The 23,272-nt window shown below is 55.2% G+C and carries 21 protein-coding genes and 1 riboswitch; of the genes, 9 read left to right on the forward strand and 12 right to left on the reverse strand.

The genetic code is table 11. The features are described from left to right. Positions 1–567: 567 nt before the first annotated feature. From EDF61_RS02265 to EDF61_RS02275, 3 genes are all read right to left on the reverse strand, one after another. A complete protein-coding gene (locus tag EDF61_RS02265; RefSeq protein WP_133833115.1) occupies positions 568–1,773 on the reverse strand; it encodes a cystathionine gamma-synthase in 1,206 nt (401 codons plus the stop codon). Then, on the reverse strand, positions 1,770–3,083 hold the full coding sequence (locus tag EDF61_RS02270) for an O-acetylhomoserine aminocarboxypropyltransferase/cysteine synthase family protein (RefSeq protein WP_133833116.1): 1,314 nt from the start codon (positions 3,081–3,083) through the stop codon (positions 1,770–1,772). The genes EDF61_RS02265 and EDF61_RS02270 overlap by 4 nt, the downstream gene beginning before the upstream one ends. 88 nt (positions 3,084–3,171) lie before the next feature. Next, a riboswitch (SAM riboswitch) is annotated at positions 3,172–3,262 on the reverse strand. 232 nt (positions 3,263–3,494) lie between these two features. Further along, entirely contained in the window at positions 3,495–4,436 is a 942-nt protein-coding gene (locus EDF61_RS02275) for a LysR family transcriptional regulator (RefSeq protein WP_133833117.1), read from the reverse strand. A gap of 122 nt (positions 4,437–4,558) precedes the next feature. Between EDF61_RS02275 and EDF61_RS02280 the strand changes: the two genes are divergently transcribed. Genes EDF61_RS02280 through EDF61_RS02290 form a run of 3 tightly spaced genes read left to right on the forward strand, consistent with a single transcriptional unit; the run spans position 4,559 to position 7,146 of the window. Next, positions 4,559–5,551 carry a DUF1852 domain-containing protein gene (locus EDF61_RS02280; RefSeq protein ID WP_133833118.1) on the forward strand — a complete coding sequence of 331 codons (993 nt, stop codon included), beginning with the start codon at positions 4,559–4,561 and terminating at the stop codon, positions 5,549–5,551. A 19-nt stretch (positions 5,552–5,570) separates the two neighbouring features. Beyond that, the gene (locus EDF61_RS02285) at positions 5,571–6,611 is read left to right on the forward strand and encodes a methionine synthase (RefSeq protein ID WP_133833119.1); all 1,041 of its coding nucleotides are present in this window, start codon (positions 5,571–5,573) and stop codon (positions 6,609–6,611) included. Next, positions 6,598–7,146 (forward strand): flavin reductase family protein, encoded by a 549-nt coding sequence (locus tag EDF61_RS02290; protein WP_133833120.1) that lies wholly within the window; start codon positions 6,598–6,600, stop codon positions 7,144–7,146. Before EDF61_RS02285 ends, EDF61_RS02290 begins: the two co-directional genes overlap by 14 nt. Before the next feature lie 215 nt (positions 7,147–7,361). Here EDF61_RS02290 and EDF61_RS02295 read toward each other — a convergent pair whose 3' ends face one another. From EDF61_RS02295 to EDF61_RS02305, 4 genes are all read right to left on the reverse strand, one after another. Further along, the gene (locus EDF61_RS02295) at positions 7,362–7,778 is read right to left on the reverse strand and encodes a hypothetical protein (protein ID WP_133833121.1); all 417 of its coding nucleotides are present in this window, start codon (positions 7,776–7,778) and stop codon (positions 7,362–7,364) included. A gap of 77 nt (positions 7,779–7,855) precedes the next feature. Next, a complete protein-coding gene (locus EDF61_RS18995) occupies positions 7,856–7,984 on the reverse strand; it encodes a helix-turn-helix domain-containing protein (RefSeq protein ID WP_286172058.1) in 129 nt (42 codons plus the stop codon). After that, positions 7,981–8,400, reverse strand: coding sequence for a recombinase family protein (locus tag EDF61_RS02300; RefSeq protein ID WP_286172059.1), 420 nt, complete (start codon positions 8,398–8,400; stop codon positions 7,981–7,983). Before EDF61_RS02300 ends, EDF61_RS18995 begins: the two co-directional genes overlap by 4 nt. A 237-nt stretch (positions 8,401–8,637) precedes the next feature. Continuing rightward, positions 8,638–9,312, reverse strand: coding sequence for a M24 family metallopeptidase (locus tag EDF61_RS02305; RefSeq protein ID WP_286172060.1), 675 nt, complete (start codon positions 9,310–9,312; stop codon positions 8,638–8,640). Positions 9,313–10,385: 1,073 nt separating this feature from the next. Between EDF61_RS02305 and EDF61_RS02315 the strand changes: the two genes are divergently transcribed. The 4 genes from EDF61_RS02315 (at position 10,386) to EDF61_RS02330 (ending at position 14,496) form a co-directional block, all read left to right on the forward strand. Further along, positions 10,386–12,098, forward strand: a complete 1,713-nt coding sequence (locus EDF61_RS02315; protein ID WP_133833123.1) for an AIPR family protein — start codon at positions 10,386–10,388, stop codon at positions 12,096–12,098. A gap of 303 nt (positions 12,099–12,401) precedes the next feature. Next, positions 12,402–13,007, forward strand: a complete 606-nt coding sequence (locus EDF61_RS02320; RefSeq protein ID WP_133833124.1) for a recombinase family protein — start codon at positions 12,402–12,404, stop codon at positions 13,005–13,007. Next, complete coding sequence (locus EDF61_RS02325) at positions 13,000–13,527, forward strand: hypothetical protein (protein ID WP_133833125.1); 528 nt, start codon at positions 13,000–13,002, stop codon at positions 13,525–13,527. The genes EDF61_RS02320 and EDF61_RS02325 overlap by 8 nt, the downstream gene beginning before the upstream one ends. Positions 13,528–13,848: 321 nt before the next feature. Then, complete coding sequence (locus EDF61_RS02330) at positions 13,849–14,496, forward strand: hypothetical protein (RefSeq protein WP_096257432.1); 648 nt, start codon at positions 13,849–13,851, stop codon at positions 14,494–14,496. Positions 14,497–14,557: 61 nt separating this feature from the next. Here EDF61_RS02330 and EDF61_RS02335 read toward each other — a convergent pair whose 3' ends face one another. The 5 genes from EDF61_RS02335 to EDF61_RS02360 all read right to left on the reverse strand — a co-directional run bounded on the left by EDF61_RS02335 (position 14,558) and on the right by EDF61_RS02360 (position 19,971). Then, positions 14,558–14,860, reverse strand: coding sequence for a hypothetical protein (locus tag EDF61_RS02335; protein WP_013350251.1), 303 nt, complete (start codon positions 14,858–14,860; stop codon positions 14,558–14,560). Positions 14,861–15,067: 207 nt separating this feature from the next. Then, complete coding sequence (locus EDF61_RS19000) at positions 15,068–15,529, reverse strand: hypothetical protein (protein ID WP_286172061.1); 462 nt, start codon at positions 15,527–15,529, stop codon at positions 15,068–15,070. A gap of 717 nt (positions 15,530–16,246) precedes the next feature. Beyond that, complete coding sequence (parA, locus tag EDF61_RS02350; protein WP_133833127.1) at positions 16,247–16,891, reverse strand: ParA family partition ATPase; 645 nt, start codon at positions 16,889–16,891, stop codon at positions 16,247–16,249. 1,302 nt (positions 16,892–18,193) lie between these two features. Then, entirely contained in the window at positions 18,194–19,621 is a 1,428-nt protein-coding gene (locus EDF61_RS02355) for a hypothetical protein (protein ID WP_133833128.1), read from the reverse strand. Between the two features lie 149 nt (positions 19,622–19,770). Beyond that, the gene (locus tag EDF61_RS02360; RefSeq protein ID WP_133833129.1) at positions 19,771–19,971 is read right to left on the reverse strand and encodes a hypothetical protein; all 201 of its coding nucleotides are present in this window, start codon (positions 19,969–19,971) and stop codon (positions 19,771–19,773) included. A gap of 460 nt (positions 19,972–20,431) precedes the next feature. Here EDF61_RS02360 and EDF61_RS18705 point away from each other — a divergent pair, with 460 nt between their 5' ends. Next, on the forward strand, positions 20,432–22,171 hold the full coding sequence (locus EDF61_RS18705) for a hypothetical protein (protein ID WP_166650669.1): 1,740 nt from the start codon (positions 20,432–20,434) through the stop codon (positions 22,169–22,171). Between the two features lie 271 nt (positions 22,172–22,442). Continuing rightward, a complete protein-coding gene (locus tag EDF61_RS02375; protein WP_133833131.1) occupies positions 22,443–23,177 on the forward strand; it encodes a hypothetical protein in 735 nt (244 codons plus the stop codon). Positions 23,178–23,272: the final 95 nt, after the last annotated feature.

Raw genomic sequence — 23,272 nt, forward strand, 5'->3', positions numbered from 1 at the left:
CACTGTCATCAGACTGCCGTTGTGCCTCAGTATAGGATACTGGCCGTTCCTCCGGCCCACACCATCCTGCCCTGGAATCTGACTGCGTGCTCGCCGGACCTGCCCATCAGCGTTCTCCGGGAGGCTCGATAGTTCGCAGGTGTCTTCGCAGTATTGGTGAGCCATTGGACGCCCGAGGCGTTCATCGATCCGCATACCTGATCCTCGAACACTTTGGCTTCAGGGGAGAAAGTGTGCAGCTCGAACGCATGCGGCGATCCCCCGGCGTGCGCGCCGACGGCACCGACCTTCGCATTGGGCAAGTCGGGTTCCAAGTCCTGAACCTCCTCGGAGGAGCCCACTGCACCACGGCCCCGTCCTTGCCATCGCCAACTAATGGATTTCGCGGCATAGGCGGCTCCCCGAAAGCAATCGTCGTGAGGGGCGCAGATCGCGATGCCGGAGATCATTAGGTCGGAACCCAGTTTTGCAAGCTTGGAGTGCCCCGGAGGCGCGAATCGCTAAGCGGTGCCGACGTCTTGCACGCGGGCCTTCCTGTGCGGACGGCCCGCGTGCTGCGACGGCAGGTCAGGCGGTAGCCAGGCTGCGGTGCTGGATGCTGTCGGCCTCGGAAGCCTTCGCGGCTGCGGCCAGCCCGCGTTCCAGATCGGCAATCAGGTCCTCGGGCTCCTCGATGCCCACCGAGAGGCGGACCAAGTTCGCTGGAATCTCCAGCGGTGTGCCGATCAGCGAAGCGTGGGTCATTTCGCGCGGATAGCAGACCAGGGATTCAACCCCACCCAGGGACACCGAGAGCTGGAAGTATTCCATGGACTCGGCGAAGGCGCGGGCTGCCGCTTCATCGGAGAGCTGCAGTGAGAGGATCCCGCCGAAACCGCGCTGCTGGCGCTTGGCGAGCTCGTGGCCCGGATGGCTTTCCAGCCCGGGATAGTAGACGCGGGCGACCTCGGGACGGTCATCGAGCCAGCGGGCCAGAGTGGTTGCGGTGGCGCAGTGGCGTTCCATGCGCAGGCCCAGGGTCTTCAGCCCGCGGGCGGCCAGGTAGGAATCCTGCGGACCGGAGACCGCTCCCCCGGCGAACTGCTGGTAGCCGACGGCTTCGGCCAGGCTCTGCCCGCGGTGCAGGTAGTCTGCCACGATGACCGCGCCACCGAGCACGTCGGAGTGCCCGCCGATGTACTTGGTGGTGGAATGGACCACCGCGTGGGCGCCGAAATCCAGCGGCCGCTGCAGGTACGGGGTGGCGAAGGTGTTGTCCACCACCAGCAGGGCGCCGTGCTCGGCGGCAATGGCGGCCCAGCCGGCCAGGTCGGCGATGCCCAGCAGCGGGTTGGACGGGGTCTCCACCCAGAGCAGCGCGGTGTTCGGGCGCACCGCGGCGCGCACCGCATCCAGGTTGGTGATGTCCACCGCGGAAGAGGTGATCCCCCATTTGCTGTGCAGCTTGGAGATCAGCCGGTTGGTGCCGCCGTAGCCGTCGGCGCCCAGGATGATGTGGTCGCCCGGCTGAAGCACTGCGCGCAGCAGGGCGTCTTCGGCGGCGATGCCCGAAGCGAAGGAGAAGCCGGCGGCGCCGCCTTCCAGCGCGGTGAGCTGGGATTCGAACCCGTTGCGGGTGGGGTTCGAGCCGCGCGAGTACTCGTGCCCGGCGCGCAGCACGTTGATGCCGTCCTGGATGAAGGTGCTGGTCTGGTAGATCGGCGGGATCACCGCACCGGTGTGCGGATCCTTGTGCTGGCCGGCGTGCACGGCCAGGGTGTTGAAGCCGCTCATGCGAAACTCACTTCCTTGGTGCCGGCGGTGGCCTGGGTTGCGGCCAATGCAAGATCCAGCGATTGGGTGATATCTGCGAGCAGGTCGGCGGGGTCTTCCAATCCCACCGACAGGCGCAGGGTGGAGGTGTTCAGGCCGGCGTCGGCCAGCTGTTGTGCGGAGAGCCGGCAGTGCGTCATGGTGGCCGGGTGGGAGACCATGGCGCGGGTGTCCCCCACATTCGCGGCCAGGGAAATCAGCTTGAGCCCGTCGATCACCGGGGAAACCAGGGATGGGTGGGCCAGCTCGATGGCCAGCACGCAGCCGGTGCCCTTCGGCGCCAGCGCCCGGGCCAGCTCGTGGCTGGGGTGCTCGGGCAGCGAAGGGTGGTGGATGGCGGCAATGCCCGGATACTCGGCAAGCGCGTCGATCAGCCTGGTGACGCTGCGCTGCACGTGGGCGGCGCGCACCGGCAGGGTTTCGATTCCGGCCAGGATTCCCTGGGCGCTGGCCGGGGCCAGGGTCGGGCCCAGGTCGTGCAGGAACTTGGAGCGCACCAGCATCGCGTAGGCGGCCGGTCCGTGGCGCTCAAGCAGCGAGGTGTTGTTCAGACGCACCCGCGGGGCGGCGATCTGTGGCCAGCGGGCGGCATCGGAGAAGTCGAATTTCCCCGAGTCCACCACGACCCCACCGAGCACCGAGCCGTGTCCGGCCAGGCCCTTGGTGGCCGAGTGCACCACGATGTCCGCCCCCAAATCCAGCGGGCGCACATTCAGCGGGGTGGCCAGGGTGTTGTCGACCACCACCGGGATGTTGTGCTCGTGGGCGATGGCCGCGATGGCGGGCAGATCGGCCACGGTGCACAGCGGGTTGGAGACCGACTCCAGGAAGAACGCCCGGGTGTCCGACTCAATGGCAGCGGCCCAAGCGGACGGATCGGCCTGGTCGACAAAGCTGATGCGGATGCCGAAGTCCGCGAAGGTGTCGGTGAACAGGTCCACGGTGCCGCCATAGAGCGAGGAGGAGGCCACGATGTGCTTGGGACCCTGGGTCAGGGCCAGCAGGGACAGGGCCACGGCAGCCTGCCCGGTGGCGGTGGCCACCGCGTGGGCCCCGCCTTCCAAAGCGGCCACGCGCTGTTCGAGAATCGAAACGGTGGGGTTGCCGGTGCGCGAGTAGGTGAAGCCGGCCTGGCGCAGCGCGAACTTCTCCACCGCTTCGGCGTGCGATGCGAATTGGTAGGCCGCGGAATTGTGCAGCGGCGGCAGCATCGGGCGGAAGTCTCCGCTCGGGCGGTACCCTGCGTGCACCGCGTCGGTTTCCTGGCTCATAGCTCCTCCTCGATTCTCTGCGAGGGAGTGCACCGATTGGCATCGTGCGGCGGCACGAAGCACAGTACGCAAAAACGCGTTCGGAACTGCTCCATCGTTCCTGGCATTAGCACCTTTCGGTTTCCCGATGGTTGCTGCGACGTCAACGAGCCAGATCTCTTAGTCGCTCTTGATGGTTTGTTGTTCTTCCATGGTTGGCTATCTGCCGCAAACGGCGCAAGCGGTATCCGGCGCCCGGCTTCATACAAGGCCGCCACGCTTCATATGACTTCTCGTTGTCATGATGACGCGGTGGCCGGCAGCACTTTATGACGCGACCTTTTGAGATGAATCGGCGTGATGCAGGGGTTTTGCTGGAAGTTTGTGACGATGTGCCGGTGCTCGATGACCGGGGGTTACGCTGCTGGCGGCTCAGCCGAGCACTTCTACCCCGAAGCTGGCGACCACCGTTCGCACTTCTTGCAGGTAGCGCTGGGCCTGGTCGGTGAGCGGGATGGCGGCGTGGTCGATCCAGCCGATTTCGATGCGCTCCTCGATGGCCAGCGGGATGGCCACGATGGAGGGGTCCAGCTCATCGCTGATGATGCCGGTGGAGATCGTGTACCCGCCCAAGCCGATCATGAGGTTGAAGATGGTGGCGCGGTCCGAGACCTGGATTTCGCGTTGGCTGGAGCGCGTGGAGAGCACCTCTTCGGCGAAGTAGAACGAGTTGTTCGCCCCCTGGTCGAAGGTCAGCCGGGGCAGGTCTTCGAGGTCCTCGAGCGTGACCTGGGTTCGGGTGGCCAGCGGGTTGCTGCGCGAGATGAAAATGTGCGGATCGGCCAGGAACAGCGGGTGGAAGACCAGCCGCGATTCGCGCAGCAACTTGTCGATGACCTTCCGGTTGAAGTCGTTGCGGTACAGGATCCCGATGTCGCTGCGCAGCGTGCGCACGTCCTCGATGATCTGTTCGGTGCGCGTCTCGCGGAGCGAAAACTGGTACTCCTCGGCCCCGCTGGCCTGCACCATCCGCACGAAGGCATCCACCGAAAAGGAGTAGTGCTGGGTGGAGACGCCCAGCAGCCGCCGGGCGGAGGGCCGGCCGAGATATCGATGTTCAAGAAGCTCCACCTGCTCGAGCACCTGCCGGGCATAGCCGAGGAATTCTGCGCCTTCGGCGGTGAGCGTCACTCCCCTGGCCGAGCGCACCAGCAAGGTGCGCCCCACCCGCGATTCAAGTTCCTTCATCGCCGAGGACATGCTGGGCTGCGCGACGTAAATGAGGTCGGCGGCAGCCGAGATGGACCCCTCGGAGGCGACCGCCACGAAATAACGAAGTTGCTGCAGCGTCAATCCATTTGTTCCCTGAACCATAGCCAGAGTCTATATCAATCCATAGTTATATCGAGTTACCCGATATCAAGAATCACCCTGCATGATTGACGCAACGACTTTCCCTCGGCCTGCCCAGGCCTCCCAAATACAGATTGGCCATCATGGCAGACGCATTAAATTTCAGCATTAACACCACCAGATTCGACGAGAATTACTCCCCTTCGACAAATTCGCGCACCACCACGAACTTCGCTAATTTGGCACGCGGAGAGCGCCGCGAAGAGAACTTGCGCAATGCCCTGACGATGATCAACCGTCGCTTCAATTCCTTGGCTCACTGGGACAATCCCCAGGGTGACCGCTATTCTCTTGAATTGGAAATCATTTCCGCAAATGTGCATTTTTCTGCCGATAATACCGGCCAGCAATTTCCCCTTTTAGAAGTGCTTGAAACCACGATCGTGGATAAACTCACCGGCACTCGGTCCCAGGGCATGGTCGGCAATAATTTTTCTTCTTATGTGCGCGATTACGACTTCAGCGTGGTGCTTCCAGCTTCGTGCAATGACAGCGGAGTTCCGGTACTTCCAGAAGATTTCGGCGATCTCCACGGACAGCTCTTCCAGCATTTTTTGAACTCACAGGCCTACCGTCAGCGTTTTGCCCAGCTGCCGGTGGTGTGCATCAGCGTCTCGACTTCCAAGACCTATTTCCGCACCGGCAACAGCCATCCAGTGCTCGGTTTGGAATACCAGCAGGATGAAAATTCATTGACCGACGCTTACTTCGGAAAAATGGGCTTGAGCGTACGTTACTTCATGCCGCCAGGCGCTGTTGCGCCACTGGCTTTCTACTTCCGCGGCGACCTGCTCAACGATTACACGAACCTTCAGTTGATCAGCCTCATCAGCACGATGGAGACATTCCAGAAGATCTACCGTCCGGAGATCTACAACGCCAATTCGACTGCTCCTTCCGTGTACCACCCGAGCTTAGACGCCGAAGACTTCTCCCCCACCCGTGTCTTTTATGACCGCGAAGAGCGAACCCAATTGGGCAAGATCCAAGGCAAGTTCACCGAAGAGCATTTCATCACCCCGAATCGCCAATTGCTCGATCAGTGGTCCGCTTCCTGCCCGACACCCGTCGCCTAAGATCCAGAAAGATTCCCCTATGACTTCCCCGCTTATCCCCACGTCAATTGTCGGCAGCCTGCCCAAGCCGTCATGGCTTGCCGAACCTGAAAAGCTTTGGTCCCCTTGGAAGCTTGAGGGCGCGCAATTGCGCGAGGGCCAACAGGACGCCATGCGCGCAGCGGTCCTCGAGCAGGCCCAGCGCGGCATCGACATCATTTCCGATGGCGAGCAGTCCCGCCAGCACTTCGTCACCACCTTCATCGAGCACCTGAGCGGTGTCGACTTCGAGAAGCGCGAGACCGTGCGCATCCGCAACCGCTACGACGCCAGCGTCCCCACCGTCGTTAGTGCCGTAGAACGTGAAAAGCCAGTTTTTGTCGAGGACGCAAAGGCCCTTCGTTCATTCACTGACAAGCAGATCAAGTGGACGTTACCTGGCCCGATGACCATGGTGGACACTTTGTATGACGCTCACTACCAGAGCCGTGAAAAGCTCGCATGGGAGTTCGCGACCATCCTGAACCAGGAAGTGAAAGAACTCGAAGCTGTTGGCGTGGATGTTATCCAGTTTGACGAGCCAGCCTTCAATGTCTTCTTTGATGAAGTTGCTGACTGGGGCATCGCAGCGCTGGAGCGTGCCTGCGAAGGATTGAAGGCAGAAACCGTTGCGCACATTTGCTTCGGTTACGGAATCAAGGCCAATAACGATTGGAAAGCCACTCTGGGCGCTCAGTGGCGCCATTATGAGAAGTCCTTCCCCCTGTTGCAGGCTTCAACCATCGACACCGTTTCTTTGGAATCTCACCATTCCAACGTGCCGCTTGAAGTAGTTGAGATGGTTCGCGGCAAGAAAGTCATGCTCGGTGCCATCGACGTAGCCAATGTTGCCATTGAGACCCCGCAAGAAGTCGCACAGACCCTACGCAAGGCGCTGGAATTTGTTGACGCAGACAAGCTCATTGCCAGCACTAACTGCGGCATGGCTCCATTCCCTCGCGATGTCTCGCTGGCAAAGCTCAGTGCTTTGAGCGCCGGAGCCGGGATCCTGCGCGAGGAGCTCGTCGGTGCCAGCGTCTAAAGTCACCATTGACGCAACCGACTCCCTGCCCGCCGAAGACTTCAAAGCAGTCTTTCGTGGGCACCCGGGTGGTGTCAGTGTCATTACTGCCGATGCTGGCCAGGGCCCAGTTGCCCTCACCGCAACATCGGTTGCCTCCATCAGCGTAGATCCGCCATTGCTAGTCTTCTCAATTTCGGCTCTCTCTTCTGCCTCTGACGTACTCTCTCGTGCTCAGACGGTCGTTGTTCATTCCTTGGATGTCCACGACATTGAATTGGCAAAGTTGGGTGCTACCAGCGGGGTAGATCGTTTTGCTCAGGACCAGAAATGGACTCGTTTGAGCACCGGAGATACCGTCTTTGATAACGTGCGCGCTTGGGTACGGTGTGAAGTTGTGGAACGCATCCAGGCAGGGACCTCAACGGTCCTCGTGGCTCGCGGACTGCAGTCACACATTGCACGCGACTCCCAACCGGGCGAGCTTGGTGACGCATTGGTTTACCACAACCGTTCGTGGCACCACTTGAATGCCGACTCGCATCTGGGCCACTGATACAGAAATAGCTGACGCTGGGAACCACCCGTTGGTGGTTCCCAGCGTCAGTTGCATTACGGGACCGTATATCGGAGACGGCGGCCTTCTTGAATTCTTCGGTGAAGATTCTTGGCATGGTTTTTGTTCCTTCGTTTGAGCATAACCATAGCTGGGTTATGCGGTCGAAGTGTCAACTAAACCTTCAGCAGACCCCTGAGCTTTGGAGAAGACCGCTAGCGGCGATCTGGAAAGTCTCCTTCGTAGTCGTGCCATGTACCGGCTAGTTCTTGCATAGCCCAAAGCTGGTTTTTCACCGAGGCTTTCTTACCTGCAAAGTCCATTACGATGTAGTTCATAGTGAACCCGTCCTTCAGCGTATCGCCGAATTTTTTAGCGCGGTCTTTGCTCTCGAATCGAAAATAGTTAGCCTCTGCGGTGCTGTATGCCTCTACGCAATTCACTGGTGCCGCGCACGCAGTCTCAGTAATGTCCTCCGGCTGTGTCGTAACGTCTACTGACCCCTCGCTATCAGCGTCTACAAGTTCATGCAGAGTCAGGTCGCGCTGGGGGTCCACTATGGAACATCCACCCAACAATGGTGTTGCCAAGAGTAATGCACCTGAAAAGGCATAGCCTAAGCGTTGATTCATTCTTCCATTTTCTCAGCTTTGTGTAGGTAGAACAGCCTACTTACGGATGATTTATACCGAGTAGTTGGTGGAACAAACTAGCGCAGGAGATCTTCAAGCGCTCGTTGAATCGTCGAGGTGCTGACATCTAGAGTCCTCGCTATCTGCGGGTAGCTCTTGCCCTCGGCTCGCAAGCTCTTTGCGGTCTCGATGCGGTCTGGTGTCATGACAGTGGGGCGGCCGCCGATTTTCCCCTGGGCTCGCGCGTGCTCCAATCCCTGCGGGTGTTCTCGCGGATCGTAGAGACGCGCAGCTGCGCCAAGACAGCCATTATTCCTATGATGGCTTCACCCATCGGCGTGCTCGCGTCAATGTCTAGGAATGGTTCAGTGAGGCTATGCAGCTTGATTCCGCGCTCCCCCAGCTCTCGGATCATTTCGATAGCCATTCGCTCGGTGCCGGCTATCCGATCCAGCGCACGGATCACGAGGGTATCGCCGGATCTCATATAGTCCAGACATACTCCCCAATGCGGCCTGCTGGCGATTCGGCTTGATTCACCGTGATCGACAAAAATCTTTGTTGCGCCGGCCGCGCGCAGCTCTGCTTCCTGCGATTGTGGGTTCTGCTCGCGGGTGCTCACCCTCGCGTATCCGATTAGTGCCATAGCAAAAACGGTACATGGTGTGTTGTGACCCGGTTTAGGTTTCGAACAGCGTTTTTGACGCGATAAGGCCCCGGCGTGTCGCCGGGTGTTGTCAGTTTCCGAAGTCGTCAGCACATCTGCCCATAATCCTCAGTACTGCACCGGCCCGCCCGCAGGAGGAACGTCCTGCGGGACATCGATAAACGCATCTATGCGATTTGTTGTCGCTAGCGTTTAAATTTCGGCTAGCACTGCACCGTTGAACTGGTAGATGTTTTCATGTTTGAACCCAAAGTCGCCGTTAGGACGCCGGATATGGGGTTCGAAGGTGAAGAGTTCTACCTCATCGAGCCTGAGTGTATTACCTGGTTCGATGTATACGCGGTCGGCGCTTTTCCGTTCGATGGAATGTCCGAGATTTCCCAGAAAATCAATGTTTTCAAATCCCAGTTCGAGGATATGGGCGTTCATTCGAGTATGGAGTTCTTCGAAAGTCATTGCGGGTCTAGCTACGCCGATCAGAGCTGCATGTAGTTGTTCCTCAGCGAGGATTCCTTCGCGCCATTCCTGTCTTTTAGTAAGCTTGGACTCCTGCAATGGTTCACCGTTTTCCACGATGATCGTGCGAGCAAAATCGCCCCATATCTCGTTTCTTTGCGGGCTCAGGTCAATGGTGATGATGTCCTCAGCTTGGATGACTCGATCTGCGGTTTTGTAGCTCTTGCCAGGTACAGATTGGATCGTGTCAGTTCCGCAGAAGACAAAAGCGCCTATGCCCCAATACCAGAACGAATCAGCGCCTAGAGAAAGCATGGTCTGTTCGCAGAGTTCCCGCACGGCGGTTAGATTCTGTCCTGGGCGAATGCTTTGCTGGGCAACTTTCATTGTTTCTCGCGCAATCGCTTGCACTTGGTGATGAAGCACCTTAACTCGATTCTCCGTGCTAGATATGAACTTCAGACAGTCACTTAGATCTTATCGGGGATGCTGTACAAGGTTTGTAAAGGAGCACCCACCTGTTCGTAACCGGAACCTTTACCGGGCTTCCTACTTGCGGGTCATCCGTGCGGAGAACGGTGCCCGAAGGATCTTCGTCCACAGTGACCGACGGTGTGCAGCACCTGGAGAAGAGCCGAATTCGTTTTCTGCGCGATCCAGGCTTTCTTCGATAAGAGCGTCATGCATGGGCCGGAAGAATAGTGGCCAGGTAAGTTTTGCCGTTCCACTTGGCGACATGGAAAGCTCGTGCCGGAGCAGCGTTAATGTGTCTGTAAGGCTGGTGGCAGTGAAAGAGTGGTGCCCGTTAAAGCCCGATGGACTCGTGAACTGAAATTCGATCCGTCTGCCGGGCTCGTATGCAGTCACGAAATAGCGCACTGGCCCATGTCCTCCCGCTGCGCCCACACCAAGCGGTCCGTTCAGGCGCATTGCTGGCCACTCGCTTCGGGGCCATAGTCGATCGTTCTTACCCGCAAGCGAGTCGATGAGCGGCCCTACTTCGCTAGCGGGGGCTGCAATTTCGCGCTGATGAGTGTTGTAGACCATGTGGCAAGCGTATCTTTGATCGTCACCCAGGCAGGCTCAATTCAACCTCGGTGATTGGTGTCCCGCAAGCCGGTCGCCATACGGGACACTCGATCCGTTGGCTTGTTAAGTTTTCGAAACTCCGAGTTTTCAACGATTTCAGATTCCCATATACCCCGCCCGAGAAAATGCCCGGTGAAGGGGCCTTATACGGACGCCAAAAACGGTCATTATTGACACGCTCCTCCGTCGGCTTAGTAAAAAATCTTCGACTCTTGAGAAATCAACAACTTCCTCGAGTCATTTCATCGCAAAACTCCGTTTCGTAAACTAAGTTCCAATACATCCTTAGACGGACAAGTATTGATATATTTTGACCTGCTGAGACACCCCCCTCAGGTACGCCAGAGTCTCTACCGGCGGTCAAGATACAACTGAGTGGAAGAAGGAATCAGTACATGGGAATTCTGCAAATCCAACAAGTCCGGAACCGACTCGAATCGGTTTTCTTCCCGCTACTTGATCTCCACGACATATCTTCCCATCCAGAATCCAGCCTCACAAATTTTAAACTCACCCGAGCTCTTACGGCTTTTGTGATGATGAAACGCTCCCAACTGTCTGCCGAAGAAGCGGCTCAGTGCATTACAGACGGAACAGGAGACAATGGCCTCGACGGAATCGCTCTTGTCCCTGAAGAAAACAAGATCATCTTGGTTCAATCAAAATGGTCAGAAACAGGAAAAGGAAGCGCTGAACTGGCGGAAATGATCAAGTTTCGCGATGGCGTAAACGATCTGTTGTCGCTCAGATGGCATAAATTCAACGAGAAAATTCGAGCTCGCGAGAAGGAAATCTTAGATGTCCTCATGCAACCCGATATCAAGATAGATATCGTTTTTGCTCATATGGGTACAGGTGCTTTGGCTGGCCAAGTGAAGGACACGATGGAGGAATTCGTTACTGATCAGAACGACTCTGTCAGTGACGCCCTTAACTTCACCTATTTGGCGCAGACACACATCCATCGGATGCTTGTCGAAGAACAACAGGCCGGCGAAATTGACTTGACAGTTTCTTTGTCCGACTGGGGATCCATAGAAGGACCCCCCAAGGCCGTTTATGGACACGTCCGAGGCATCGACGTCGCTGACTGGCTAAACACCAACGGCACCGAACTGCTAGCCAGAAATGTACGCGTATTTCTTGGAGATTCAGAAGTCAATAAGTCGATTAAAGAAACGGCACTCACTGCCCCCGAGCAATTCTGGTATCTCAACAACGGCATCACCGTTCTTTGTCGATCCTTCGACAAGTCAGTCGCAGGTGGTTCAGACCGCCGGCACGGAAACTACGTCATCCGTGGAGCTTCAGTAGTAAATGGTGCTCAAACAGTAGGCGCTTTAGCAAGTCTGAACAGGGACACACACAAAGATGCGCTAGAAACCCTTCGTGTTACCGTGCGGTTCATTGCTCTAGACGAGGCAGATGAGGACTTCGGAAATCGAGTAACGAGAGCTACCAATACTCAGAACCGAATCGGTGGACGAGATTTTGTCGGTCTCGATCCCGAGCAGACGCGTTTGCGCGATGAATTCGCTGTAGATGGTCTCATCTACGCCGTTCGCAACGGAGAGCCCGACCCGGAAGATTTAGTCGGTTGTTCGTTTGACGATGCTGTCGTTGCTATCGCTTGTTCCTCAACCGACGTCAATTTGGCCACGCAAGCCAAGCGAGAAGTTTCAAAACTCTATTTGGACACCACAAAGGCTCCCTACAAAACTCTCTTCAACGCACAGACAACCTCCACCGCTGTATGGCGCCGTGTGCAAGTCTTGCGTCATGTAGAGGGATATCTATCGAGCAGCACAAGAACCTGGACAGATAGTCGCGAGAAGGGGTTTGCGGTGCATGGCAACCGTCTCGTTCTCCATCTCGTCTTCGCGCAGTTGGACAGGAAAGTCCTCGACGACCCTAATATCGATGGGCCAACTGACAAGGACTTGCTCGATATGGCAACAGAACGAGCCTTTAGCACAATGAAAGCAGCTGCCGAAGAAAGATTCGACGGCTATCTTGCCCACCTATTCAAGAACGCGGCAAAGGTAAGAATAATTCGAGAGCGGGCAATACAGCTCATGAGTTCTCCTCCGCAATCCGTCAGTCCATGAGCGGCACTGCCGTGCGATGGATGAGGTACCTTGGCTATCAGGATGTCTTAGATCCACTATATCGTTCAACGACAATGTCCTGGGCCGCTCAGAGAATGTAGCAACTTCGATCGCAGCATGCCTTCCGAAGCGAATTCGAGACGTCTTGCAACCCATAGGTTGCAAGACGTCTCACCACGCACCACTCCCCCGGTTAAAAATCCGCGGAAACTCAACGGTCTAAAATTCTTGCAACTATGTGTCGCAACCAATGACGTAAAATCATGCCTGCACCATTAGTTGCGAGACACTTTCGAAGGACCAATGCCCAAACTGATCGGCTACGCCCGCGTATCCACCAAAGCCCAAGACGCCGACCGACAAATCCAAGACCTCCTCGCCGCCGGGGTCCGGCGCGATGACCTCTATATCGATCACGGTCAGTCCGGAGCACTAGCCAAACGACCAGGACTGGACAAAGCACTGACCGCACTGCACCCGGATGACACCCTCATAATCACCACCTTGGACCGGCTCGGGCGCTCCACCCAGAAAATGCTCGACCTCGCCCAGGAACTACGCGAACGCAATATCGGGCTCCGCGTGCTGAACCTCGGCGGCGGCGACGTGGACACCAAAGCACCCATGGGCGCCATGGTCTTCACCGTCATGGCCGCCCTGGCCCAAATGGAACTAGAGATCAAACGCGAACGCATCAACGACTCCGTCACCAAACGCCGCACCACCGGCAGCGACCTCGGCGGCCGGCGACCCACCTTCACCGAATCACAGATCCGCACTGCCGCAAAACTCATCCAGGCCGGCGAACCCGCAACACAAGTCGCCAAAGACATGGGAATGTCCCGCGCGACCCTCTACCGACGAATCAACGCCAGCAATTTAGAAGAGAGGGCCGGAAGTCATGAATGAAAAAACGACACATCAACGGAAAATCGCCTACCTGAAATCGGTCTCCCAAGAGACGCTGCTCAGCGAATACCAGCTCCAAGCACTTTGTAGAGAAAACTCCGTCCAGGTGAACCAAGGCGCTGTAGGTGACTTCATTTCAGCAACAGACCGCCGCGTCCTTCTGCAAATAATCGGTCCAGTCAAACGGCCCTCTAGGTATAAGCCTTCGCGTGCAGTTAAAGATCCTCGACAAAAAGCTTTAGATTTAACCAACCGAATTGCCCGCTTACGTCAGGGGCTTCATAACCGGGATCGAGATGGCGCTCTGGCTGCAATTTCACGTTGCACTAAATTGCTCGACACCCTGGAAAAACAGCGAAACCTTACGAGCCAAGATCTGGAATCCTTCAAGGTACTGAGGAAACAGTTAAAATCGCTACACACGGTGGCGCTTACACTGCCGACCCAGAATCTTGTGCCGAATTCGAAAAGACCGAACATGCGAGGTGGACTCCCCTCATTAGGCAAGAACAAGCGGTAGCAGGAAAATTTAGAGTTTCTTCGTCAATGAATTTGAAACATGATGGTGTCAGAAACGGTTCCTCGGGTCATCCGGACAAAAAGTTATGGTCCCAAGTATCGGGATAGCCCGAAGTGATAAAGGGGCAGGTGAAGTGAGGCTCCCCACCTGCACCTTTTCTGTTCCCGTAAACGATCGTTTTTGAATCATCTACACTACTCAAAGCATCGACTGTTCAAAATTTTTTAATTGCGCTCAATACCTCGTCAAATACGGATTAAATGTTGAAGCTCAGTATAAGCTGATCAATATGATTGACTAAGGCAACTAACAGATCGATGGGTGAAACTTTTGAAAAAAATCACTTCAATTGCTCTCGGCGCTCTTCTGCTAGGTAGCTCGTTGCTGAGCGCGCCAGCTAATGCAGCCCAGATGGAGCCAGAAAATTTCGTAGAAACACAGGCAGTCCCAGCCTATGCTGTCGGGGAAAGTGGAGAACGGTTCTACTTTGACAACATTGAACAGAAGTTAGGGGTCGCGCAACCCGCAGCATACTGGTCACCCTGTGGCGTTTTCGATAAGAACGAAAAGCTCGTCAGAACTTTCAGTAGGCAAACGGTTAAAGGAGTCTCGGGACGTACAGCCTATCTACGTTGTGGCACAAACAAAGTCGTCAAAGGTAAAAATATCGGTTGGGGCTATCGGCATATCAAAGCTGGCCACATGAACGACTGGAACAACCAGGCGGAATCCTTAGGTGCGAACTGGAGGGACTTCGCGGATTGGGCAACAAACGAAGCCTTAAAATGGTCATGCCTAAAGAAATACCAAAGCGGCAATAAAACTATTCGGTACGGTGGGGTTTATGAACTTCGAGATTCCCGTGGGCGGATCATAAAAAAAGTCGGCGTCACGGCATCAGTTTCAGCCACAAATTCCCGTCTCATCACATCTCATCCCGACAGTGTGAACCGAGCTTGCGGTAAATAATCAAGCTTCGCTGGTAAGTTCTAACAAGAAGGGCTATGGCGCATGTGCGCCATAGCCCTTCTCAGTCTTCTGCTTCTATTCTCATACTTGCCCCGTACATGGTTCCCCGTGAACCAGTGAAAGTATGAAGAGCTGCTATCAACTCCGAGAACGCATACTGTTCGCCGCCGGTAAAGCCTCGCGGCATTCTAATCCCGTTCAAACCGGCAAGTTCATTTTCCGTAACCCTCCATTTGACGACCGCCGTGCCATTATCGTCAAAATTGGGATATTCGATATAGATTCCCCACGGAGTTAGGCGAGCTTCATACCCACGTTCGTTCACTAGGTAATCAACATACCTTTGACGCTTAAATGTCTCCATAGAATAATCCTAAGTCCTCCAAGCAAACAATCTAGTTACGGTAGCGAAGATCTCTGATAATGAATTCCGACAGGTTACGATTGCGATGGACCCAAGGATCTTTTTTCGCCACGAACTGTCATTGTTAGAGCTTTCTCACAGTTAGCATCATACGAACCCCAGCAGCGCCAAGGGTTAACTCTGATACCTCCACGTGGTCTTACTCCTTTAAGATGATGTGCCCATGATAGGTGTTCCTCGTGGCCTGGCAAGTGATATTCGCTTATCAGAGGCCATGCACGGGCCACGATCCGCCGTCGAAGGAGAACTCAGGTACCGCAGCTTGTGGCTTGTGTGCGGGAGGTCGTTTGGTTCCTGCTGTCCACGTGGGTGCAGGAAAAGCAGCGCAGCGATTGGGCTTTTGCTGTGCACAGGTGGGCAGGAGGCATAACCGCGATGCCCTGGTTTCGTCGCGGTTGATTCGGCTTCGGGTAGGGTTTCCATCCAGCAGGTCGCGTTGATCGCGACCTGTAGCGTTGCCAGGGCTTGGGCGACGGCTTGTTTCGTGTCGGGATAGTCCTTGTTCCACGAGTCGGTGCTCATGGTGATGCGTCCGGTAGCGGCGAGGTCTTCCAGCTCGTTGGCCAGGGCTTTGAGGTCATCGTAAATTTCTGAGGCGTTGCGAGTCACGGTGAATCCCTCCTTAGCGTGCGTGAATATGCCAATACTGTCGTGCATATGAATAAATGAGTAAAGACGTATTCATGCAAATGAGCAAGTGAACATTTGAGCAACGAATGTGCGTAAGTCACGGAGAATACTAACGAATAGTGGTGCGCGCGGACGGGGTGACTACTCCCCTATCCGAATCCTCGATGCCTAGCAGGTTGAATCCACCTATGGAAAATTTTCTCATATACACATTTGCAGCTTTGAGTAATTGAGTCCAATTGCTTATCGGCCTAGCTAGTACACCATGACGGTCCAGCTGCCGGCTGACTTCGGAGATACAAAGCACGATATACGCATTTGAACAATTCGTAGGTGCGTGTGCACCGTGGAACGCTGCAAAGATAAGCTCTTTGGGCAGTCTGAATGCTTGGAAAATGAGTGCATGAGTAGATGATGATCTACTCATGCACTCAAAAGATGATTTACATTTTGATGTGTTTACTCTTCAGGGAGTGACTCAATATATTCAGTCAAGAACTCGCGAATGCTTTTGTGTTCACTGCGAGCCACATGGATTTTCAGCTTCGTATGCAGGCTTTTAGGTAGTTCGAAGTTCACTCGTGTCAGCGGTTCTGCGGGAGCGGTGTCCCGTAAACTAGCCATCAGCCGGCTCTTCTCGTTTTCGGCTCGCTGGCTTGGACGCCCTGCGCTGAGCCCGGTTCTACTGTTGCTCATTTAGACAACCTTCTGCTCAAGGATGATCGACTCAATTTCAGCACTCAGTGCAAGCATTTCTCGGGTGCCCTCGGATCGAGGGAAGTCTTCAATCACTGTAGACCCACGCGCAGCTGTCCCTGGGTAGTCGACACGCTGGAAAATCTTGGATTCAAGGACCGGCAAGCCATAATCCTCGAGGATCGCAGAGACATCCTTGCTGATGTTTGAACCGGTGATCGCGCGGGATACGACGAAGGCCGCCTTGAGTTTCCCGTCGGTGACCTCGATGCGCTGCTTGACTAGGTCAACCAGATCCTCTGTGGCCCAGATGTCATACGGCGAGGGCTGCACGGGAATAAGGACAAAATCAGCAGCCTTGATCGCAGAGACAGCAAGGTCACTAGCCTGCGGGGCCCCATCGATGACGACGAAATCGACCTTGGCCAGGCTTTTGACGTCGCGTTCAATGGTGGGGCGATCGATGCCCACGACGGACACGGGGTGCTCTTCCCTGACTGCAGCCCAGTCCCGGGCGCTTCCCTGAGGGTCTGAATCCACCAAAAGCACAGAGCGGCCAGTGTGCTGCAGTGCGGTGGCTAGGTGGGTGGAGATCGTGGTTTTCCCAGCTCCGCCTTTTTGGTTCAATACGGCAATCGTTTTCATAGATTCCTTCCGCTGCACAGAGGTGAGTAAATACGGATTTACATATAAGTGTATCAGCACAAATGAGTAAAAGTGCATTTACGCACACGTGTGAAGGGCGATGGCGTGAGGCGCTTCTCCCCCATCGAATACATGAGAAATCGTCTGGATGATCATTTGATGATTTACTCAAAACCGTACGAATCCGATATTCCGGCTGGCCGTGGTCTGAGGGTTCAAGCATTGGTTGAGTCGGCCTTTAGATGGATTGGCGAGCACAAGGACCGATAAAGTGGTGTCTTGCTGCAGGTCGTCAATACACCGTCCATCAAATGAGTAAATGAGGTTTCGCGTATGTATTGCGCTGAGGGTGACAGGTTGAATTCACTCCAAGGCACTCAATCATTTCCAAGGGTCGGGATTGCGCTTTAGAGGACCATGTGCCCTGAGGAAAGTATTGCTTAAATGTTCATTTGATACTTTACTCAAAAACGTACAGATTCGGTGCCCTGGGCCACTGGCGGCTGAGGGGCAAATATTAGTTGAATCAATCTTGTGGCGGATTATGCGCGCACGGAGCAATGTGGGGGTGCTTTGCTTCATTACTTCAAATGAGTAAATGAGAACCCTCGCATAAAAAGCTTGGGGAGGGTAAATCAGATTCCCGCCAGGCCATTCAATTTTTTCGCTGAGCGTGGTTGCGCTGCAGGAAGTGCTCAAATGATAAAATGAGTAAAAGTGTAGGTTTGGTTGAAATTTCGGTGGGGAGTGGTGCTTGGGCTGCGTTCGCTCACTGGTGCAAAAATCTTCATGAGTGAGCGGGTAAGGAATCAAATGCTCTTTTGAGTATTTTCTCTCTATGCCTATGGCTTCAACGCCGAGTTTAGCGTTCGGATGCTTCAGGGAGCGGTGTCAAGCATTGGTGGAAGTCACCCTGGATTGCATCAAGATTTCGCGCAAATGGTCATTTGAGTAAATGAGCGGATACTTCATTATTGGCGGGGATGGCATTTGGCAGGGGAGTCCACTTGGCCGGCAGAGCCGTCATGAGCGCTGTGAATGGAAATGTGAAAGTTCGAGCCGATTCCTGGGAGCGTGTGATTCGATCTTTTTGGCAGTGACCAAATGATGATATGAGTATTTGCGCAAAAACGCGCCAACATCTCAATGCTCGGCGTTACCGGTTTATCCCGCGATAACTGTTCGATATGCGCCATGGCTGCAGCAAACCTACGATCCACCAAGGAAGAGATAGCGCCAGGAGGCTAATAAATCAACATTTGAGTAAATGTTCGTATGAGCTAATGATGTTAGGGATCACCTTCAGGTCGATAGCGCGCGTGCCGCTGACAGCGCTGCGCGTACTCTGGCTGCCCCGGTTGCTGCAGCACTTTGGTGTGCCGGGCGTCGAGCTTGGTGTTTTGCCCGCCGGTCGGCGGCGGCCCGTGCGGCAGCGTGGGCTCGGTTGCTTTCCGCAGCGGCTCGCTGGGAGCGGCTGGTCATGACTTCACCGTTCGGAGTCATCCACTGGCGGAGGCGGTAGAGGATTGCTGCGCGCAGAATGCGGCAATAGTCGATGTAGGACTGAGTGTCACGATCATGCTGGGGGAGTGCACCCCATGCTTCCTTCCCGTGCAAACCCGGGCTGGTACGCCAATCCAAAGCATGGTGAACATCTGAAATCGTCCATCCCGCATCGAAAAATGGTTTGACCATGTTCAGCACGTTTTTCTTGGAAAAACGGGCCAAATCTGGCATCAAACGCAAGATTTCAGCGGTAGCCGATAACCCCTGACTTCTCGAGCTGATGCGTCGGTTGGCTGGCCACAGGGTGACTTGTCGCTGATCGCGGTGGTGAGTTCGCACGGCGTAGCCGTGCCCATGATGTTCAGTGCCGCGCAGCGGCTCAATCTGGGTGTTTTTCTCGAGCGCGCGCGTGTAGGAACTTACTTCGTAAGTGGTTAACCCCCCTACGGGGAGGGGTTCTAAGTTATTTCCACAGGTACCAGCGGCGCCTTGTGTGTGGGCACGCCGCGCGGGGGTCGTGTCTGGTGTGTCTTGGGGGCGTAGGCCGAGGCCGATGGGGCGGGTGATGACGTAGACGGGGGCTTCGTTGGTGGCTGGTTGGCCGGCTTTGGCGGCGTAGGTGGCGCTGCGGCCTGAGGCGACGATGCCGAGTAGGCCGTGGGTGCGTAGGAATTTCAGCGCGTTGCCGACGGTGGCGCGGCTGACGCGGGCTTTGGTGGCGATGGTGTCCCAGGTGATGCGGACGGTCATGGTGGTGTGGTCGGTGTAGCGCAGGAGTACCCAGAGCACGGCCATGATGTTGCGTTGGCAGTCGGCGCGGCGGCACAGCAGCTCGTCCAGGGAACGGGCGGCACGCCAGGCTTGGGCGGTGTGATCGACTTTGCGGCTTCCCTGGGGGATCGCCCAGGCAATCGCGCGGGGGGAGGTTTCCTGGGCGCGGGAGACCCGCTTGATATGTACCGGGGCGGGGGTGTGGGCGTGTTTGGCGGCGAGGGCTTCTTTGGCCGCGTTGAACTGTGTTTTTCCCTTGGCGCTGAAGGTTTGGGGGGTTTCTGCCTTGGTGAAAGGGCGGTGTCCTTTGGCGGTGTGGGCGAGGATTGCGGCGATGCGGCCGTCGGAGGGGCGGGTGCACCAGCGTGGTTTTGTGGTGTGGATCGCGGTGTTTTGCGGCGTTTCTTTGGTGCTGGTACTTGATTGGGCGCGCTGAGGCGCTACTATAGACACATAAGTCCTTTTCTCTTTGGAGGGTAAAGGAAGGGGAGCGTCCGGCTTGGTAACCGGAAGCTTCGTGGTAAATCTCGATCTGAGAACTTTGGCGAGTAGGCAGATCGGATTCAGAATTTTAGTCCCGCGCTTTGCGCGGGCTTTTCTGTTTAAGGCTTGTCGATAGGCAGGTGGCCTTCCTCATCGTCACGAAGCACCCAATCAGGGAGACCACGTTCGTCAAGTTCAAGAGTTTCGACCATCATGTCGAATAGGGCTGCACCCGAGATACCAGCTTTGGCAGCTAGTTCGGTGAATTTATCCCGGTTTTCGCGCTCGACACGCCATCCCAGTGGGATGGGGTCTTTCATTGACCCCTTGGGGCGCCGTGGTGAACTCATATAACCACAATATTGGATAGCGCTGTTATTAAGAGGTTTGCGACACGACTAATTTTTAAAAAATTCGGCTTGTTTCTCCTCATCAGCTCTCTAGTCGGGGAGGGCAGCTCTGATCGTCAGCCTGAGTTGGGGTGGAGTTACCTGGAATCAGTGAACACGTGACCGGCCTAGCGTGGTCAGTGTGAGTACGGTTTTTGGTGCCTCAACCAGCACATGCTGGCCGCGTAGTTGTTGTCCAAACTCTATCGGGGAAACCTTTCAGTCTGTCAGACGGATTATGCATGACCACCTAATCAATCCATAGAAAGAGACTAGGAAAACACGATAGGACCATCCAGAAAGTCCAGGTTCCTACCAAACAGTGATACCCAATTTTCTAAGCGGAAGATAAACTTCGTCTGAATACTCGCATCGCAGCATTTGGGGAAAATTGAAAACTAAATTATCTGCTCTGGTCCTCAGCATTGCTCTGGGAATCAGTCCACTTGTGGCAATGCCGGCGCAAGCCAGCATGGGGGACTGCACCGTTGAAGGCAGCAGCGCGGTTTGCACTGGAGATGACCAGCAAGCAGTGCAAGGCAATACTTCCATCACTGACTTGAGCTTGGAGAACGCGCCAATTAAGGGTGACGTTCTCAAAAGCATGACCGCGCTAAACCGCCTGGCATACAACGGTCCGATTGACGTGGACTTACGAGAATTCTTGAACGCACCAGCTTTAGCACAACTGGAAATCACGTTCGACACGAAGCCAATCCGTGTGCTGGCAGGTACTGAATTCAAGCTTCAAACCTTCAAAGGTTTCGACGGCGAACCGTTCAGCCTGGAAATCGGAGACTACTTTACGAACGACGGATGGACAGATCCGCCAGTCAAGCAGGTGGGGTTCAATACTTTCGTTGCCCCCAAGGCCACACGCATGCGCTTCTTGGATGGATACTACGAGGGCCAGCACAAGGCAGACGGGCGCAGCCTGCAGTACAACATCCATGTCGGTGAACAATATGTTGTCTCTGCATACGAAGAATTGTCATGGCTGGGTACAGGAAAGCTACAGGCTAGCTATGCTCCTTTCGGCGAAGCTTCGATCCTGAATCCGTCGGCAACTACGGTTCCCGTTGGTACTTGGGTGACTGCTGCAGGCAGCAAAACCTCCAGCGGTTCCGCCATGAAAACCAATTGCACTTGGAGCCGCGGCAGCACAGTAGTCCAAAAATCAAAAAGTGGAGATTCAGGCGGCTGCGCTTACAAGCTGAGGAAAGCAGACTCCGGCAAAAAGCTCACCGTCAAAGCAACGCACCATGAGTACAGGGGCGAAACAGAATACTGGCAAAGCACAACGGAAACCTTCTCCAAAACTTTCACTGTCCAGGATCCCATCCTCCTAAAACTGGGGCGGATTGACTCGGCGCAGGTAGGGAAGAAGCTCACTGCGAAGGTCTCCAATGCGCCGTCAGGTGTAAAGCTCAAATACCAGTGGCTTCGCGCAGGGAAGAACATCAAGGGTGCCACCAAGTCCACATACGCTCCAGCAGCTGCTGATCTAGGTAAACGCCTTTCTTACACGGTTACCGGTTCAAAGACCGGAATGTATCCGGTCGTACACACCTCGGATTACACCTCCCAGGTCATCAAGGGCAATTACACTGTCACCAAAGCTCCGAACATCGGTGGCAAAGTAGTCTACGGTCAGACTCTGAAGGTGAATCCTGGTACCCGTTCTACCAAGCCGGGAAAGTTCAAGTACCAGTGGCTGCGTGATGGCAAAACCATCAAGAACGCCACGAAGACCACCTACAAGCTGGGCCTGTCCGATGTAGGCAGGAAGATCAGCGTCCGAGTCACCGCTAGCGGTTCCGGCTTTGCAACCCAGACAAGCACCACGTCGAAAACCAAGACGGTAGCCAAGGCGAAGTTCACGGTAAAGAAGGGTGCCTCCGTATCGGGCAAGGTGAAGGTTGGATCGAAACTGACAGCCAAACCGGGTTCGTGGAGTCCGAAGCCCGAGAAGTACAAGTACCAGTGGTACCGTTCTGGCGCGCCGATCAGCAAAGCCACCAAGTCGACCTACAAGGTGACATTGCGGGATCGAGGCAAGGTTGTCTACGTGAAAGTCACAGCTAGCAAAAAAGGCTATGTCTCGAAGACTACAACTTCTTCGGTGAGATAGCACCGTCAGCAACTGGCCGGCAACTACGTGTTCACGTGATTGTCGGCTTTTGCACTCTGCCGGACTCAGGACGGACGATGTAGCCTAATGACCACTACTGGGATGAAGTTGCTGGTTCTTCGATGAACTATTGGCTACCTCCGAGCACAATCGAAAGACAATACTTTTCGAATCATCTCCCACATATTCTCTTCTTAGATGTCGAATAAATCCTTATGATTAAGAAGTGGCAATCGATGGGGTAGCCACTCATCACGTCTAAGGACATCTCATGGGGATACTCTCCCGCACAAAATATACCGGCGCCCTGACTGCCGTTGCTTTAGCCGGCAGTCTGCTCCTCGCCGGCGCTCCGGCCCAGGCCGCTAAGAAACCGATTGACATCACCGGTTTCAACGCCTCGGATCAAGTAATCTCCAACAGCAACTGCCGCCGAGTGAAAATCTCCGCCAAGCTGAAAAAGAACTACAGCGGCATCACGAATGTCGGATATTGGTTGACTTCGTCAGTAAGCAGGAATGGCGGAGAGATCGATTCTGCATGGTTCGCGGACACCACCGTCGACTATGTACAGCTATGTCCATCGTTTGAGGGTCTGGGTGCTTATAAAATCGGGCCAAGCGATATTTCTGTGGACTACGAATATGTAGATCGGGATGGCTACCTGTCCTACGGTTTCAGTAGCTACTGGGATACGACGGGTAAGACCATTTACCTGCGTGGCAAGACTAAGAGCACCCTTACAGCCAAACGATCTGGTAAGAATGTCACGCTAACCACTACGGCTAGCGTCTACTCTCCAGAAAAGTACCGTTACGCACAGTACAACCCCACAGCCAAACTTCAAGTCAAATCCGGCACGAAGTGGAAGACTGTCAAAACAATGAAGTTGAAGAGCGGTAAAGCGACCTTCAAGCTGAAGGAATCCAAGAAAAAGACTTATCGCGTGACGATCCCCAAAGCTAGCTGGGCCACGGCAGTAACTAGTAAATCAGTGTCGAAGTAAAATCCACTCGAACCGGAATGGCAGGATTTACTGCACAAGAAACTGAAAAAAAAGTTTGCCAGTCACTGGGCTGGCAAACTTTTCCTGAGATCTGC

This window comes from Arthrobacter sp. JUb115, from assembly GCF_004365035.1.
Classification (GTDB): domain Bacteria; phylum Actinomycetota; class Actinomycetes; order Actinomycetales; family Micrococcaceae; genus Glutamicibacter.

Bases quoted from the DNA above. Each gene is read 5' to 3' on its own strand.
- EDF61_RS02325 (WP_133833125.1), top strand. From the start codon at position 13,000: ATGAATGAAAAAACGACACATCAACGGAAAATCGCCTACCTGAAATCG.
- parA (WP_133833127.1), bottom strand. From the start codon at position 16,891: ATGAAAACGATTGCCGTATTGAACCAAAAAGGCGGAGCTGGGAAAACC.
- EDF61_RS02280 (WP_133833118.1), top strand. From the start codon at position 4,559: ATGGCAGACGCATTAAATTTCAGCATTAACACCACCAGATTCGACGAG.
- EDF61_RS02265 (WP_133833115.1), bottom strand. From the start codon at position 1,773: ATGAGCGGCTTCAACACCCTGGCCGTGCACGCCGGCCAGCACAAGGAT.
- EDF61_RS02320 (WP_133833124.1), top strand. From the start codon at position 12,402: ATGCCCAAACTGATCGGCTACGCCCGCGTATCCACCAAAGCCCAAGAC.
- EDF61_RS18995 (WP_286172058.1), bottom strand. From the start codon at position 7,984: ATGACACCAGACCGCATCGAGACCGCAAAGAGCTTGCGAGCCGAGGGC.
- EDF61_RS02360 (WP_133833129.1), bottom strand. From the start codon at position 19,971: ATGAAAGACCCCATCCCACTGGGATGGCGTGTCGAGCGCGAAAACCGG.
- EDF61_RS02335 (WP_013350251.1), bottom strand. From the start codon at position 14,860: ATGGAGACATTTAAGCGTCAAAGGTATGTTGATTACCTAGTGAACGAA.
- EDF61_RS02295 (WP_133833121.1), bottom strand. From the start codon at position 7,778: ATGAATCAACGCTTAGGCTATGCCTTTTCAGGTGCATTACTCTTGGCA.
- EDF61_RS02375 (WP_133833131.1), top strand. From the start codon at position 22,443: ATGGGGATACTCTCCCGCACAAAATATACCGGCGCCCTGACTGCCGTT.
- EDF61_RS02275 (WP_133833117.1), bottom strand. From the start codon at position 4,436: ATGGTTCAGGGAACAAATGGATTGACGCTGCAGCAACTTCGTTATTTC.
- EDF61_RS02285 (WP_133833119.1), top strand. From the start codon at position 5,571: ATGACTTCCCCGCTTATCCCCACGTCAATTGTCGGCAGCCTGCCCAAG.
- EDF61_RS02315 (WP_133833123.1), top strand. From the start codon at position 10,386: ATGGGAATTCTGCAAATCCAACAAGTCCGGAACCGACTCGAATCGGTT.
- EDF61_RS02270 (WP_133833116.1), bottom strand. From the start codon at position 3,083: ATGAGCCAGGAAACCGACGCGGTGCACGCAGGGTACCGCCCGAGCGGA.